Here is a 15,721-nt window from a genome sequence, read left to right as displayed (position 1 = left end):
CCGGCAACAGCCCCGCTTTTCGCCATACGTCTGGTTTCGGTTTCCGTCATATGGGTCGCATGGATAAGACACCAGCGACCATCGAACGGCGCATTGTCCAGCAGCCATTGCACCGGCCGGGCGCCGGAAAAGGCGAGCGAATCCTCCACTTCCTTCATCTGTTCCGCCACATGAATATGGATCGGTCCACCCTTTGCCAGCGGCTCGATGGCCGCAAGCTCGGCGCCGGTCACGGCGCGCAGGCTATGGGGCGCGATACCGAGAACGGCGCCCGGCAGCCTGTCAACCACCGCCTGCGCGCCCTGCATCAGCTTTCCGTAACTGTCGAGCGAATGGATGAAGCGTTTCTGCCCGTCGATCGGCGCCTGACCGCCGAAACCGGAATGGGCGTAAAAGACCGGCAGTAATGTGAGACCGATGCCCGTTTGTGAAGCGGCCGCGCCGATACGCTCGGCCATTTCGGCGATATTGCCGTAATGCGAGCCGTCCCTGTCATTATGCAGGTAGTGGAACTCACCGACCCGGCCAAAACCGGCCTCGAGCATTTCCATATATAGCTGGGCGGCAACCGCCTCGACATGGTCAGGCGTCATGGAAAGCGCGAATTTATACATGACCGTGCGCCAGCTCCAGAAACTATCATCACCGGGACCGCGAATTTCGGCAAGTCCGGCCATGGCGCGCTGAAAGGCGTGGCTGTGGAGATTGGGCATGGCCGGAACGATGACGGCGTGGCGCTCATCCTGCGGCTGCGGGGAAACGCCGGTTTCGACGGATGAAATAATGCCGTCTTCGCAGATGATGCGAACATCCCTCGCCCATCCACCAGCCAGAAGCGCCGCGCCCGCGTAAATTGCCGTCATGCCACCCTCTCCTTTGGTTCTTCCCGGCAAGGCCATTTCAAACCCGAAATTGCAGCTTGCCAAGCCGATTATTATGTATATACATTTAACTCACAAAGGAAAGGCGAAAAGCAATGCCAGGGAACAATTCTGCGAAGGGAACGGCGACGGGGAACGCCACGGCTTTGTGGCGCAACGCCCAGCTGGCGACCCTCAATCCCGCCATGGATGGCATCGGCGCCGTCGAAAACGCCGTTATTGCCGTGCGTAACGGCCGCATTGCCTTTGCCGGCCCGGAAAGCGATTTGCCCGATGACCTCTCGACAGCCGATGAGACGACCGATTGCGGCGGCCGCTGGATCACACCCGCCTTGATTGACTGCCACACCCATCTCGTCTTTGGCGGCAATCGCGCCATGGAATTCGAAATGCGGCTCAATGGCGCCACCTATGAAGAGATCGCCAAAGCGGGCGGCGGCATCGTTTCTTCGGTGCGCGACACGCGCGCGCTTTCGGACGAGGTTTTGGTGGCGCAGGCTCTGCCGCGTCTCGACACGCTTCTTTCCGAGGGTGTTTCCACCATCGAAATCAAATCCGGTTATGGTCTCGACATCGAAACCGAGCTGAAAATGCTGCGCGTCGCCCGCAGACTCGAGACATTACGGCCCGTCCGCATCGTCACCAGCTATCTCGCCGCACACGCGACACCCGCGGACTATAAGGGCCGCAACGCCGATTACATCACCGACGTCGTTCTCCCCGGGCTGGAAAAAGCCCATGCGGAAGGATTGGCGGATGCGGTGGACGGTTTTTGCGAAGGCATCGCCTTTTCCGTGAAAGAGATCGACCGGGTTTTTGCGGCAGCACAGCAGCGGGGGCTCCCCGTCAAACTTCATGCCGAACAGCTTTCCAATCTCGGCGGCGCAGAGCTTGCGGCCTCCTACAACGCGCTTTCGGCCGATCATCTGGAATATCTCGACGAGACCGGTGCGAAGGCGCTGGCAAAAGCCGGAACCGTGGCCGTGCTTCTGCCCGGCGCCTTTTATGCGCTCAGGGAGAAGCAACTGCCGCCGGTTCAGGCACTGCGCGATGCCGGAGCCGAGATCGCGCTCGCAACGGATTGCAACCCCGGCACCTCGCCGCTCACCTCGCTGCTGCTGACCATGAATATGGGCGCCACGCTTTTCCGCATGACAGTGGAGGAGTGCCTGACGGCAACGACACGCAATGCGGCAAAGGCGCTCGGACTGCTTGCGGAAACCGGCACGCTGGAGGCCGGAAAATCCGCCGATTTCGCCATCTGGGACATCGAGCGCCCGGCCGAGCTTGTCTATCGCATCGGCTTCAACCCGCTCCATGCCCGTATTTTCAAGGGACAGAAGGTTTCTCCATGACCATGAAGACCATCACGCTTCATCCCGGCGCCGTGACGCTTGCCGATCTTGCCGCCATCTACTGGGAAAACGGCACGGCAAAGCTCGACCGTTCCTTCGACGCCGGCATTGAAAAAGCCGCCGCCCGCATCGCGGAAATCGCCGCCGGCAATGCGCCGGTCTACGGCATCAATACCGGTTTCGGCAAACTCGCTTCCATCAAAATCGACGCCGCCGATGTGGCGACATTGCAGCGCAATCTCATCCTGTCGCATTGCTGCGGGGTCGGCGTGCCGCTGCCTGAAAATGTCGTGCGGTTGATCATGGCGTTGAAGCTGGTTTCGCTCGGCCGCGGCGCATCCGGCGTGCGGCTGGAACTGGTTCGGCTGATCGAGGCCATGCTGGAAAAGGGTGTCATCCCCGTCATTCCCGAAAAGGGTTCGGTCGGCGCTTCCGGTGATCTCGCGCCGCTCGCCCATATGGCCGCCGTCATGATGGGGGAAGGCGAGGCCTTTTATGAGGGTGCGCCGCTGCCCGCCGGCGAGGCGCTCGCCAAAGCCGGGCTGACGCCGGTGGTGCTTGCGGCGAAAGAGGGGTTGGCGCTGATCAATGGCACGCAGACTTCGACAGCTCTGGCGCTGGCCGGGCTGTTCCGCGCCCATCGTGCCGCACAGGCGGCGCTCATTACCGGTGCACTTTCGACGGACGCCGCCATGGGCTCATCCGCGCCCTTCCATCCCGATATTCACAGCCTGCGCGGCCACAAGGGCCAGATCGATGCGGGAGCGGCGCTTCGTAACCTGCTGGAAGGTTCGGAAATCCGCGTCAGCCATATCGAGGGCGACGAGCGCGTGCAGGATCCCTATTGCATTCGCTGCCAGCCGCAGGTCGACGGCGCCTGCCTCGATCTTCTGCGCCAGGTGGCGCGCACGCTGGAAATCGAAGCCAACGCGGTGACCGACAATCCCTTGGTGCTCTCGGATAATTCCGTCGTTTCCGGCGGCAATTTCCATGCCGAGCCGGTCGCCTTCGCCGCCGATCAGACGGCGCTTGCCATTTGTGAGATCGGCGCGATCGCCCAGCGGCGTGTAGCGCTGCTGGTCGATCCGGCGCTTTCTTATGGCCTGCCGGCTTTCCTTTCGAAAAAACCGGGCCTGAACTCCGGCCTGATGATCGCCGAAGTCACCTCCGCCGCGCTGATGAGCGAGAACAAGCAAATGGCGCATCCGGCCTCCGTCGATTCGACGCCGACCTCGGCCAATCAGGAAGACCATGTCTCCATGGCCTGCCATGGCGCGCGCCGCCTGTTGCCGATGACCGACAATCTCTTTGCCATCCTTGGGATCGAGGCGCTCTCGGCCGTTCAGGGTGTGGAACTGCGCGGACCGCTGAAAACCAGTCCTGAATTGCAAAAGGTGATTGCTGTGCTGCGTGTTGTAGTCCCTTCGCTGGAAGAGGACCGCTATATGGCGCCGGATTTGAAGGCTGCGGCGGAGCTGATTGCCTCCGGCGCGCTGGTCTCGACGATTTCGGGCGGCATTCTGCCGAAGCTGGAGGCTTGAGATGATGGGCATATTTTCCTCCTCTAACTCCGTCACTGCCTTGGGGCTACCCCACGGTAGAGAGGCGCGATCGATGAACACGCCCTTCATGCTTCACCAGGGCACATCGCCGGTCATTCTGGCTTTTCCGCATACCGGAACCGAGGTTCCGCCCGCGATATGGGATCGCCTCGATGACAACGGGAGGATTTTCGCCGATACCGATTGGCATATCCATACGCTTTATGCCGGGCTTCTCGAAAACGCGACAACCGTGCGGGCAACATTCCACCGCTACGTGATCGATGCAAACCGCGATCCGGCAGGCGTCAGCCTTTATCCGGGACAGAACACGACCGGCCTTGTCCCGGAAACGGATTTCGACGGAAAGCCCATCTGGAAAACGGGAGCGGAACCGAACGAAGCCGACATCGCCCATCGACTGGAGACTTTCCACGCGCCCTATCACGCAGCCCTTGCGGCGGAAATCGAACGGGTGAAATCCATCCATGGCATCGCCATTCTCTATGATTGCCATTCGATCCGCTCGCATATCCCCTTCCTGTTCGAGGGAAAGCTGCCGGATTTCAACATCGGCACGGATATGGGCAAGACCTGCGATCCGGCCATCGAGAAAATCGCCGTCGAGGTGACCGCCGCGGCGCAGGGCTATGACAGCATTCTGAACGGCCGCTTTAAAGGCGGCTGGACGACGCGCCATTACGGAAAACCGCAGACCGGCGTGCATGCCATTCAGATGGAGCTGGCGCAGTCCACCCATCTTCAAAACGAGCACCCGCCTTTTGCCTATGACACAGGCAAAGCCGAACGGCTTCGCACCCATCTCAAGACCATTCTCACGCGCATGGAAAAATTTGCGCTCGACACGAAATGATAAGGGGAAAGCACATGAACAATCCGCGCCACAATATTCGCGACGTCCGCGCACCGCAGGGCACTGAACTCAATGCCAAAAGCTGGATGACGGAAGCGCCGTTGCGCATGCTAATGAACAATCTCGATCCTGATGTCGCCGAACGGCCGCACGAACTGGTGGTTTATGGCGGCATTGGCCGCGCCGCGCGCACCTGGGACGATTTCGACCGGATCGTCGCGACGCTGAAGGACCTGAACGAGGATGAAACCCTCATCGTGCAGTCCGGCAAGCCGGTCGGCGTCTTCCGCACCCACAAGGATGCGCCGCGTGTGCTGATCGCCAATTCCAACCTCGTGCCGCATTGGGCGAACTGGGATCATTTCAACGAGCTGGATAAGAAAGGCCTTGCGATGTACGGCCAGATGACGGCCGGTTCGTGGATTTACATTGGCACGCAGGGCATCGTGCAGGGCACCTATGAAACCTTTGTCGAGGCCGGCCGCCAGCACTATGACGGCAACCTGAAGGGCAAATGGATCCTGACCGGCGGTCTTGGCGGCATGGGCGGCGCGCAGCCGCTGGCCGCTGTCATGGCGGGCGCCTGCTGCCTCGCCGTCGAATGCGATGAAACCCGCGTCGATTTCCGCCTGCGCACCCGTTATGTTGATGCGAAGGCGCATACGCTGGATGAAGCTCTCGCCCTGATCGACCAATGGACCAAGGCGGGCGAGGCGAAGTCCGTCGGCCTGATCGGCAATGCGGCCGAGATATTTCCGGAACTCTTCCGTCGCGGCGTCCGACCCGATATCGTCACCGACCAGACCTCGGCGCACGATCCGATCCATGGTTATCTGCCGGCCGGATGGACCGTTGCCGAATGGCGCGCGAAGCAGGAAAGCGACCCCAAGGCCGTTGCCGCCGCCGCCCGTGCGTCGATGAAAGTGCATGTGCAGGCCATGGTCGATTTCTGGAACGCCGGCGTTCCGACGCTCGACTACGGCAATAACATCCGCCAGGTCGCCAAGGATGAGGGACTGGAAAACGCCTTCGCCTTCCCGGGCTTCGTGCCGGCCTATATCCGCCCGCTTTTTTGCCGCGGCATCGGCCCGTTCCGCTGGGCGGCACTGTCAGGCGATCCGGAAGACATCTACAAGACCGACGCCAAGGTGAAGGAGCTGTTGCCCGACAACAAGCACCTGCATAACTGGCTGGACATGGCGCGCGAGCGCATCGCGTTTCAGGGCTTGCCGGCACGTATTTGCTGGGTCGGCCTTGGTGATCGCCATCGTCTTGGGCTGGCCTTCAACGAAATGGTCAGGAACGGTGAACTGAAGGCGCCTGTTGTCATCGGCCGCGACCATCTCGACAGCGGCTCCGTCGCCTCGCCGAACCGCGAGACCGAGGCCATGAAGGACGGCTCGGATGCCGTTTCCGACTGGCCGCTCCTCAACGCACTGCTCAACACCGCATCCGGCGCCACCTGGGTTTCCCTGCATCACGGCGGCGGCGTCGGTATGGGCTTCTCGCAGCATTCCGGCATGGTTATCTGCGCCGATGGCACCGATGATGCCGCTCGCCGGCTGGAGCGCGTGCTGTGGAACGACCCGGCCACCGGCGTCATGCGCCACGCCGATGCCGGTTACGACATTGCCGTGGAATGTGCCAAAGAGCAGGGCCTGCGCCTGCCCGGCATTCTCGGCAATTGATTATCGTGCCGCGCGGTCTATCGCCGCGCGGCTTTCCACCCTTTCCGGAGCAGAGGCGGACGTCATTATCCAAGCCGCTCCTTCATCTGAAACTTCCGGCTCAATTTTCTCGTTGTTAGCTGTTGATCAAGCACACAGATCATTTTTCGCGCACGATAATGACACGGCAAGCTTTGATGGAGTGTGGACGACAGCATGACACCACGGCGTATCTCACTTGCCCTCAGCTTTTTGATTGGTGCAATTTCTCCCGCTTTTTCTTTGACCGTCCCTGCAGCCGCCCAAGGCCGAAACGCCGTGCCGGTGAGAATCGATGTCGGCGGATACAAGCTCAACAGCCTGTTGATCGAACCACAAAAACAAGCAGACCTGCCGCCGATCGTTTTCCTGCATGGCGCGAGCGCAAGTCTTTATGACCCGCTGTTTTCCTTTGAGGACAAACTCCGCGGCCGGGCAAGACTGCTATTCATCGACAGGCCGGGCCATGGCGGCTCCGATATTGGCGGCAAGGACAACATACTGCCAGATGGACAGGCCGATGCCGTGGCTCAGTTGATGAAAAAGCGCGGCGTCCGCAAGGCCATCATCGTCGGCCACTCCTTTGGCGGCGCCATCACCGCGGCATTTGCGCTTCGCCACCCGGAGATGGTGTCGGGCCTGGTGTTTCTCTCTCCTGCGGTTTACCCGTGGCCGGGAGGCATTGCCTGGTACTATACGGCAGCAAGCGCCCCGGTGACCGGCCCGCTTTTTTCGACCTTCATCGCGCCCCCCTTAGGTCTTCTTGCGCTTGATCAGGCGACGCTTGGGGTTTTTGCACCCAATAATCGTCCCCCTGGCTATGTGGAAGCAACGCGCGCATGGGCGGCTTTGAGACCGCAGGCTTTTCGCCATAACGCGCGGGAAGTCGCCGGGCTGAACGCATGGGCGCGGAGCGCCGCGCCGAATTACTCCAAAATCAAAGCGCCGACCGTCATTATAACCGGCGATACGGACACTGTTGTATCGCCAGAGATTCATTCTCTCCAGCTTGCACGCGATATCGACAGGTCGACCTTGATCGTTGTGAAGAATCTCGGGCACAAATCAGACTATATTGCGCGTGATCTGGTTGTCGAAGCGATCGAGAAACTTGCCGGGAAAAGAGCTGATCTCCGCGCTGCACAAAAAGAGCTCGAACATCGTATCGCCGACGACGGTGGCAAATAGCGCCATCCTATTCAGCCAGATGCCCAGGGAATGAAAAAATGAGATATCTACAGAAGAGCACCTACACATCAATGCCCTGGAAAAATGGTGGCGGCATAACAACTGAGATCATCGTCCATCCCGCAAACGCCTCGATGGCGGATTTCGACTGGCGCATAAGCATGGCTGACGTAGCGCAGGACGGCCCCTTTTCCATATTTCCCGGGATTGACCGCACCCTCTGCATCCTGGAAGGGGCCGGTATGAGCCTCAGTATCGACGAACGCGAACCGGTGGTGTTGGCGATGGATAGCGATCCCCTGCCCTTCGCTGCCGATGTTCCGGTCAACGCCGTTTTAACGGGTGGTTCCATCGTTGATCTCAATGTCATGTCCCGTCGCGGACACTACGCGCATCGCGTCGAGAGACATCGCGGCGCACTCACTGTTCGTTCAGCGGCGTCAACGATGACGATCATTTTTGCAACAGACCCTGTCACTGTCTCATCGGGCAGCGAAATCATGCATTTACAGCGACGCGACAGCCTCCTGCTTGAGCGCGGTGCCGGATTTACCGCGCAGGCCATTGAAAAAGATGGTCGTTTCTTTGTCGTGACGTTCGATCAGGTCTAAGCCCGCCTCTTCTCAATCCAGGCCCAGCGGATCGGCCACCCGGGGCCAGAGTTCAAGGCTCGCCTTGCGATAGGGCGTTTTAGCGGGATCTGTGGGATAGGACGTCGGAGCCGCGATATAAACGATCTCGGAGGCGACCGGCGCAAAACCCGCATGGAAGTGGTTGGTGGATTTGACCAACAGCACATCTTTTTTCGCAAAATCGACGCCGAGATTGGAAAAGATATCCGGCTCATAAGTCTGCGTCCGGCTGGTAATGAGGATGATATCGATGTCAGTGCCGAGCGGCCGGACGACCGCGGCTCGACCCAGTGTCACCCTGCTATTGCGGAAACTCTGCCAGCCGGCCTCGGCCGTGCGCATCACCTTGATGCGAAAATCGAGCGGCTCCCCACCTTCCGGGCTGGACTTGCCGCCGATGCGCAGATCGATCTCGGCGCCCTCGCCCGCGGCGTGACAGAAAGACACCGCAATCGGATCCCAGATCGTCGCGACGGCAAAATTGTCCATGCCGCGCGCCACCATGCGCCGTAAAATATGAGTGGCGTCGCCGGCGACACCGCCGCCGGGATTATCCCATATATCTGATACAACGACCGGCTTTCCCGGATTGTTGCTGCGAATGGTGAGAACGAGGTCGAGACCCGATTCCGTATCCAGCATCGGCATCGCGGTCAGCTTGCGCATGGCATAAAGCTCATGGCCGAGTTTTTCGGCCAGCGCATCGCCCTTCGCCTTGTCATTGTCGGTGACGACGACGATCCGCGTTCCCATATCCGGCACGTCGCCAGCCATGAAACCGTGAATGACGGAAATCGACAGGATGCCGTCCTTGCCCTCCATCGCCTTCAATCGGTCGACATAAGAACGCATCGGCTCACGACTGGTCGGATATATGGTAATCATGCGGCAATCGAAAGTGGAGATGACCGGGTTGACCTCGCCGCGAAGCGTGCGCAGCGCCATTTCCACGACATGCTCGCCGCGCTCTTCGAAATCCGTATGCGGAAATTCCAGAAACGTCGCCATGATATCGAGATTCTTGACCCGAAGCGCCGTCAGATGACTATGGGGATCAAATTCCGCCGCGACCAGCACATCCGGCCCGACCATAGCCCGGACACGCGACAGGAAATCCCCTTCCGGGTCGTCATAACCCTGCGCCACCATGGCGCCGTGCAGGCCAAACACCACCGCATCCACCGGCAGGGCAGAAGCAAGCTCGGCAAGAATGGTATCCCGCAGCGTTTCATAGGTCTGGCGCTGGATGAGGCCCGCCGGTTCCGCCCAGCAGGATGTCCCTTCGATCACCGTAAACCCTTCCGCCTTGCCACGGCGGCGCAGGATAGGTACCGGCGACGAGCAAAGCGTCGGCGTTTCCGGATGCTCGCCCGGGCCGGCATAAAAAGCGGCGCGAAATGCATCCATATCCGTTGGAACGGGCGAAAACGTATTGGTTTCAGTGGCGAGCGACGCCGTGAAGATGCGCATGTCTTTCGATTCTCGTTGCCGGTATCCGCATTCGCGCAGCTTCCGATTCATAATTTAATTAGCCGGGTAATTTTACCAGACTGTTCCCCGTGCCGCCACCTGCTCTACCCGGGTTACAACGCCGTTTCGATGGAACACCATGCGGTCGAAAAGATTGCTGACAACGCAGGTGTGGTTCGGTACAACCTGGACCACATCGCCGATTTCGGGCCTGGCCCCGGTGCAGCCGGACAAATCAACAACCGCATGTTCTTCCGAAAGCGAGATGATTTTAGCGCCCTCGTAACCCTCGAGCAGCCCATAATCATTGAAACCCAGAAGATCCGATGTCAGGGCCTTGGAGCCGCTATCCAGCACGGCCCGGTCGGCCGTCGGTTTTGAGACGACGGTCGCGAGAACATGCATGGCGAGATCGCCAGCGCTGCAATGCCCTGCACGCAGCATCGAACGGTCATTATAGATATAGGTGCCCGCCCGATGTTCGGTGGCGGAGGCTACAAGATGGGCGGAATAGAAATCCGGCGAGCCGCCGCTGGATCGCACCGGGCAATCTATGCCCTTTGTGGCGAGCAACGCCATGGTCTCGCGAATGAACTTCTCCACCATCTCGGCGCCGCCCGGTGCCGGATAGGTCAAAATGCCCCTGAATATGAGGCCCGATGCCGAGACGATCTGTTCCGCAAGCGCCAAGGCCGCTTCTGGCGTCTGCACACCGCAGCGTTTGCCGCCCGTGTCGCACTCAACCAGAACGGCGAGCGGCCTTGCCGCATCAAATGTATCGGCAAGGCCGGCAATCGTCACGGCGCTATCGGCCACGACGCTCAGCCTGCCGATGCGCGCATTTAGCGCCTTTAACCGCGAAAGCTTTGCCGCACCGAGAATATTGTAGGTGATCAGGATGTCCTCGAAACCGGCATCCGCGAAAACCTCCGCCTCGCTGACCTTCTGGCAGTTGATGCCGATCGCACCTGCCTGAAGCTGCTGTTTGGCAATGGCAGGTATCTTGTGCGTCTTGATATGTGGCCGGAAAGTTTTGCCGTGCGCATCCAGATAGGATTGCGCCCTGAGGATATTGGCGGCAAGCCTGTCCTCATCAATGACGGGCATGGGCGTCGAAATCGCATTGAGGGCTGTGCCCGCATCAGGCCAGGGATAGCTCATTATCTACTCGCAGAGTTCAAAAAATCAGGGGCTTAAGCCAGCGGCTTATAAGCGATAACGTCCATTTCCACTTTGGCATCCACCATCAGCGGCGATTGCACGGTCGAACGCGCCGGTGGATGATCGATGAAATATTTCTGGAAAACGGCGTTGAAGCTCGAGAAATCCCGGGCATCGTCCAGCCAGACATTAACCTTGACCACATCGGCCAGCGTACAACCGGCGAGCGCCAGAACATCCCTGATATTCGCGACGACCTGCTCGGTCTGCGCCACGATACCGCCGGTCACGACCTCGCCATCGACGGTTGGCACCTGGCCCGAGACGTAAACGAAATCGCCGGCCCGCACGGCTTTGGCGAAGGGCCGACGCTGCCCGCCAGCCTGATTATCCGCCGTCTCGTATCTTACCAGCTTTTGATTTTCCACGCGTCCTCGCAAATTATTTTCATAGAAATCCGATATATTGAGCTTTATAGCCAGTTTTTCGACGTATTTCCACAGGAAATGTAAATTATTTAGCAAATGAACGTTTTCATACGCTATCCCGCATCGACGCCGGGCTCTCATTTGCAGTCATGAAATTCGACGGTTTGCCTGCTGCTCTATCTCAAGGGAATCTTACCTTCTACGGCAGCGCGCAGCCTGCCTGATCTCTTCGCGTGCCGCTCTCTATTCCGTAATCGGTATCTTGCAAGTATCCATAAGCAGGAAAAGTTTGCCGCGGCTAACATGGTACGAGATATAATTCGGCCGCCGCCCGCGCCTACATGCATACGCTAACCCTTGAGCCACTCAACCCCGTGCGCAAATTTGATCAATTGTTGAGGTGACTCTTTCGGTCACGATCTGCGCAATCTTTTGCGCTTGCACGCGAATATCCGGAACAGCGGTTATCTCCCAGAAACGGCCCGCCGTCAGGGCACCGGCAGCGAAAAGACCGGGCCAGCTTTCCCCATCCTCCCGCAACAAACGAGACTGCTCATCCACCTCCACGCCCAATCCGAAGGAATCGAGCAAAAGGACCCCATCACCACGCATGGTTTCGAGAAGCCGCGAATGGCCGATACCTGCCCGTTCCATTCCCGTGCAGTTAACGACCCAATCGACGTGCAGCTCTTTCAGTATCTGCGTATGCCTGCGGCGATAACGCACCACCATGCCCTCTTCCTGTTCGTCGATGGAACGAAGATAGCCGGCATGGATTTCCAGAACGCCGTCCGAAAGCAGTTTTGCGAAAGCATCGGAAACCTCGGGCGCGATGCGGTGCCGGTGGATATTCCACCATGGCAAAGCATGTCGAAGAAAGCGACTACGCTGCGCAGGGGTAAGGCTCTGCCAAAGCATCTGCGTTTTTGGCCGCAAACCATCCATCACGGCGCGCCACGGCGTCCCTTCTCTCACCAGCCCGCGCAGGGTCTGCAATATTGCGCTGATTTCCATCGCACAGTGGGGCAGGTTCGGATCCGCCGGAGGCGTTGGTGGGCTGATATGTGGGTGCGGCACCAGTCCGCGACGGGACAGGACATGGATTGGCCCCAGATGCCCCTTCCCGCGCAGGGTCAGGACCTGATCGATCATCGTCAGGCCCGAACCCAGAATACAGATGCGATCACCGGCTTTCACTTTGGACAGCCATCCCGGCTGCCAGCAATGGCTGATGATACGGTGCGTCTCACCTTCATCTTTCGCGACAGTTTGCACCGGCAAACTTGCTGAGCCCAAGCCGAGACATAAAATTACATTCTTCGCATGCAGCTGCCCGTCATTTTCCAGAACAAAAGAAAAGCCACCAGCACCATCGGGCCGACAGGCCGAAGCCTTGGCCCTGATGAAATCCACCCTCGCCCGTTGCTCCCTGCTTCTCAACAAGTTTGCCAACCTGTCTCGGAGATAAAGGCCATAGTCACCACGCGAGGCGAAAGCCAAGGGGTCTATGGTGATACCGTTCTCCGTCAGCCAGTCGACGAAGTCATTAGGCCGATCGGGAAAAACACTCATTCTTCCTGCCGGCACATTTAGCCGGTGATAGGGCAGTTCCGTGCGATAGGCAGTGCCACGCCCAAAATCCGATTCATCACCGACGATCGCAATCGAAGCCTCTGCCGGCAAGGACGATAAAAGATGGGCGGCGGTACAGATGGCCGAGAAACCCGACCCGACAAGAGCGACATCATAGGACATTCATTCCTCCAACCTGCAACAGTCTAAGACAGATGGGCGGCGGGCGCCCAACCGAACAATACCCTAGTCAACAAGTAGAGATTAAACGCCTGCCAATGTCTACCCCACACTTTCCGCCTTTATGATTCTTGGAGCCGGCAGCCAGTCGAACCCGAAGTTAGCCGCGGCAAACTTTAAAAAGGAAGCGGAGACCGTCCCTAAGTAGTTCTATTTTCGCTCATCCATATGCTCATAAAAGAAGAGTTAGCCGCGGCTAACCGTCAAACCGTCACAAAAAGCAAATGTGATTCTTCCACAATGCTTTAGCGGCAGTTCTGCACCTGAGAAAAAAGCCTATTGCGCCAAAAAGAGAATCGGCGCTTATATCTCAGTTGCGGAAAAAACCGCCTTTTTCGAAAAAAACCGCTACTGCAATTTCGAGCGAAAGAAGACCGATGACACAGAGTGCCGATTTAAGACCTGCCGCGGGAGCGCCCGACCTGACGAGTCTTATACAACAGCATTCGGCTGCGTTGTCAGCCCAATTGCAGGCTCATAATGCAAATACATTTTCCCCGCACACCGAAAAGAGCATGCGGCATTTTTCTCCTGCGGAAACCGCGCGGTTGATCGGCATTGGCGAGGCCTATCTTCGCCAGATCGCCGCCGAACGTCCAGAGCTTGATGCTGCTCAGGCTTCCGGCCGTCGTTCCTATTCGGTCGAGGATATGGACGAGATCAGGAAATTTCTGGATCAGGGCGCCCGTGGCACCCGGCGTTATCTGCCGCACCGCCGGGAAGGCGAAGAGTTGCAGGTCATCGCGGTCATGAACTTCAAGGGCGGCTCTGGGAAAACCACCACCTCGGCGCACCTGGCACAATATCTGGCGCTGCGCGGTTACCGCGTTCTTGCCATCGATCTCGATCCCCAGGCCAGTCTCTCCGCCCTCTTCGGCCACCAGCCAGAAATCGATGTCGGACCGAATGAAACGCTCTATGGTGCGATCCGTTACGACGACGAGCGTCGGCCGATCGCAGAGATCGTTCGCGGCACCTATATTCCCAATCTCCATATCGTTCCCGGCAATCTGGAACTGATGGAGTTTGAACATGATACGCCGCGCGCCCTGATGCGCCGCGCCCCGGGTGATACGCTGTTTTTCGCCCGCATCGGTCAGGCCATCGCGCAGGCGCAGAACTTCTACGATGTCGTCGTCATCGATTGCCCGCCGCAGCTCGGTTATTTGACGCTTTCCGCGCTGACCGCTGCCACATCGGTTCTCGTTACCGTTCACCCACAAATGCTGGATGTGATGTCGATGAACCAGTTTCTTGCCATGACCGGTGATCTTCTCGCCGAAATTGGCAGGGCCGGCGCGCGTTCCGACTACAACTGGATGCGGTACCTGATCACCCGCTTCGAACCCAGCGACGGGCCACAGAACCAGATGGTCGCCTTCCTGCGCTCCATCTTCGGCGAAAACGTCCTCATCCACCCCATGCTGAAAAGCACGGCGGTTTCGGATGCCGGATTGACCAACCAGACACTTTTCGAAGTGGAAAGAACCCAGTTCACCCGGTCCACCTATGACCGTGCGCTGGAAGCCATGAACAACGTAAACGCTGAAATCGAAGGACTGATTAAAAAAGCGTGGGGTAGGGCAGCATGAGCAGAAAACAGATATTCGCCAATCTTGGCACTCCCGCCGCCGACAGCAATGAGACTGGCTCCGAGCGGTCGCGTCCGCGTATCAGGCCCATCCTTGGCTCTCCGGACCTTGTCACGGATGTTCTGAATTCCCCTGTTGGTATGATCGGCCAGTCGCTCAGCGAAGTATCGGAACGCGCCAAGCGGGCGGAAGAGATCGAAAGGCAGCTCGCGGAAGGTCTGACGATCGTTTCCCTGAACCCTGCCGATATCGATCCATCCTTCATACCGGATCGCATGCCAGCCTCCGAAGAAGCGGATGCGGGCCTTGTCGAGGCTATTCGCGAACAGGGCCAGCAGGTTCCCATTCTGGTGCGCCCGCATCCTGATTTTCAGGGCCGTTATCAGGTTGCTTTCGGCCATCGCCGTCTGCGTGCCGTGTCGAACCTTGGTATTCCAGTCAAGGCAGTCGTTCGTGACCTCAGTGACGAGCAGCTGGTTGTCGCCCAGGGTCAGGAAAACAACGAGCGCCGCGACCTCACCTATATTGAGAAGGCGCGGTTTGCCCAGAAACTGCAGATGCGGTTCCCGCGCGATACGATCATGGCCGCCATGTCTCTCCACAAGGGCGATCTCTCCAATATGCTGTCGGTTGTCGGCCGCATTCCGGAAGATCTCGTCGATCTCATCGGTCCGGCTCCAGGCGTTGGCCGTCGCAACTGGATGGATCTTGCCGATCAGCTTTCCTCCTCTCAGGTGAAGGAAGCGGCTCGCGCCTATGTGAAGGATGCGTCCGTCGCTGCCCTGACATCGGAAGAGCGGTTCAAATCGCTGCTGGATTTCCTGAAGCCCAAGGCACAGGCCAAAAAAGCCGGCGTCTGGTCATCAGAAACCGGGGGACGACTGGCAAAGGTGGTCGAGAGCGACCGCAAGCTGGATATCTCTATCGACAAGAACGAAGCGCCGGAGTTTGCCGAATTCGTTCTCGAACATCTTCAAACGCTGTTTGCCGAATACCGGTCCAAGCAGTGAGTTTTAACGCGAACCACTAACAGGAGACGCATCACAAAAGAAAAAAGCCCCCGAACGTTGCCGCACGGAAG

Annotated in this window: 13 protein-coding genes (1 of these 13 only partly in view); 8 read left to right on the top strand and 5 right to left on the bottom strand. The window is 58.8% G+C overall.

Annotated features, from left to right (window positions below; translation table 11 throughout):
* Positions 1 to 863: the 5' portion of a formimidoylglutamate deiminase gene (locus ATU_RS18340; RefSeq protein ID WP_010973445.1), read on the bottom strand. 484 nt of this gene lie to the left of the window's left edge; 863 of the gene's 1,347 nt are visible here — the first part of the coding sequence; the start codon lies at positions 861 to 863; its stop codon lies off the left edge, out of view.
* A gap of 113 nt (positions 864 to 976) precedes the next feature.
* On the opposite strand from ATU_RS18340, the gene hutI reads away from it, so the two are divergent.
* The 6 genes from hutI to ATU_RS18310 all read left to right on the top strand — a co-directional run bounded on the left by hutI (position 977) and on the right by ATU_RS18310 (position 8,156).
* The gene (gene hutI / locus ATU_RS18335) at positions 977 to 2,236 is read left to right on the top strand and encodes an imidazolonepropionase (RefSeq protein ID WP_010973444.1); all 1,260 of its coding nucleotides are present in this window, start codon (positions 977 to 979) and stop codon (positions 2,234 to 2,236) included.
* The gene (gene hutH / locus ATU_RS18330; RefSeq protein ID WP_010973443.1) at positions 2,233 to 3,777 is read left to right on the top strand and encodes a histidine ammonia-lyase; all 1,545 of its coding nucleotides are present in this window, start codon (positions 2,233 to 2,235) and stop codon (positions 3,775 to 3,777) included. Before hutI ends, hutH begins: the two co-directional genes overlap by 4 nt.
* 73 nt (positions 3,778 to 3,850) lie before the next feature.
* Positions 3,851 to 4,651: an N-formylglutamate deformylase gene (hutG, locus tag ATU_RS18325; protein ID WP_010973442.1), complete on the top strand. Its 801-nt coding sequence runs from the start codon at positions 3,851 to 3,853 to the stop codon at positions 4,649 to 4,651.
* Between the two features lie 14 nt (positions 4,652 to 4,665).
* Complete coding sequence (gene hutU, locus ATU_RS18320) at positions 4,666 to 6,339, top strand: urocanate hydratase (RefSeq protein WP_010973441.1); 1,674 nt, start codon at positions 4,666 to 4,668, stop codon at positions 6,337 to 6,339.
* A gap of 195 nt (positions 6,340 to 6,534) precedes the next feature.
* The gene (locus ATU_RS18315) at positions 6,535 to 7,545 is read left to right on the top strand and encodes an alpha/beta fold hydrolase (protein WP_010973440.1); all 1,011 of its coding nucleotides are present in this window, start codon (positions 6,535 to 6,537) and stop codon (positions 7,543 to 7,545) included.
* A gap of 38 nt (positions 7,546 to 7,583) precedes the next feature.
* Positions 7,584 to 8,156, top strand: coding sequence for a HutD/Ves family protein (locus ATU_RS18310; RefSeq protein ID WP_010973439.1), 573 nt, complete (start codon positions 7,584 to 7,586; stop codon positions 8,154 to 8,156).
* Positions 8,157 to 8,168: 12 nt separating this feature from the next.
* Here ATU_RS18310 and ATU_RS18305 read toward each other — a convergent pair whose 3' ends face one another.
* From ATU_RS18305 to ATU_RS18290, 4 genes are all read right to left on the bottom strand, one after another.
* A complete protein-coding gene (locus ATU_RS18305; RefSeq protein ID WP_010973438.1) occupies positions 8,169 to 9,647 on the bottom strand; it encodes a M81 family metallopeptidase in 1,479 nt (492 codons plus the stop codon).
* Positions 9,648 to 9,719: 72 nt separating this feature from the next.
* Complete coding sequence (locus tag ATU_RS18300) at positions 9,720 to 10,808, bottom strand: D-TA family PLP-dependent enzyme (RefSeq protein WP_010973437.1); 1,089 nt, start codon at positions 10,806 to 10,808, stop codon at positions 9,720 to 9,722.
* Between the two features lie 32 nt (positions 10,809 to 10,840).
* Positions 10,841 to 11,236, bottom strand: coding sequence for a RidA family protein (locus ATU_RS18295; RefSeq protein WP_010973436.1), 396 nt, complete (start codon positions 11,234 to 11,236; stop codon positions 10,841 to 10,843).
* Positions 11,237 to 11,602: 366 nt separating this feature from the next.
* The gene (locus ATU_RS18290) at positions 11,603 to 12,991 is read right to left on the bottom strand and encodes an FAD/NAD(P)-binding protein (protein ID WP_010973435.1); all 1,389 of its coding nucleotides are present in this window, start codon (positions 12,989 to 12,991) and stop codon (positions 11,603 to 11,605) included.
* Between the two features lie 434 nt (positions 12,992 to 13,425).
* Between ATU_RS18290 and repA the strand changes: the two genes are divergently transcribed.
* Together repA and repB are read left to right on the top strand one after the other, a co-directional pair.
* The gene (gene repA, locus ATU_RS18285) at positions 13,426 to 14,640 is read left to right on the top strand and encodes a plasmid partitioning protein RepA (protein ID WP_010973434.1); all 1,215 of its coding nucleotides are present in this window, start codon (positions 13,426 to 13,428) and stop codon (positions 14,638 to 14,640) included.
* Positions 14,637 to 15,650 (top strand): plasmid partitioning protein RepB, encoded by a 1,014-nt coding sequence (gene repB / locus ATU_RS18280; RefSeq protein WP_010973433.1) that lies wholly within the window; start codon positions 14,637 to 14,639, stop codon positions 15,648 to 15,650. Before repA ends, repB begins: the two co-directional genes overlap by 4 nt.
* The last annotated feature ends 71 nt before the right edge of the window (positions 15,651 to 15,721 follow it).

The organism is Agrobacterium fabrum str. C58, assembly GCF_000092025.1.
GTDB classification, from domain to species: domain Bacteria; phylum Pseudomonadota; class Alphaproteobacteria; order Rhizobiales; family Rhizobiaceae; genus Agrobacterium; species Agrobacterium fabrum.
Note: the sequence above shows the minus strand (reverse complement) of the source record. Positions and strands in the feature narration are given on the sequence as shown.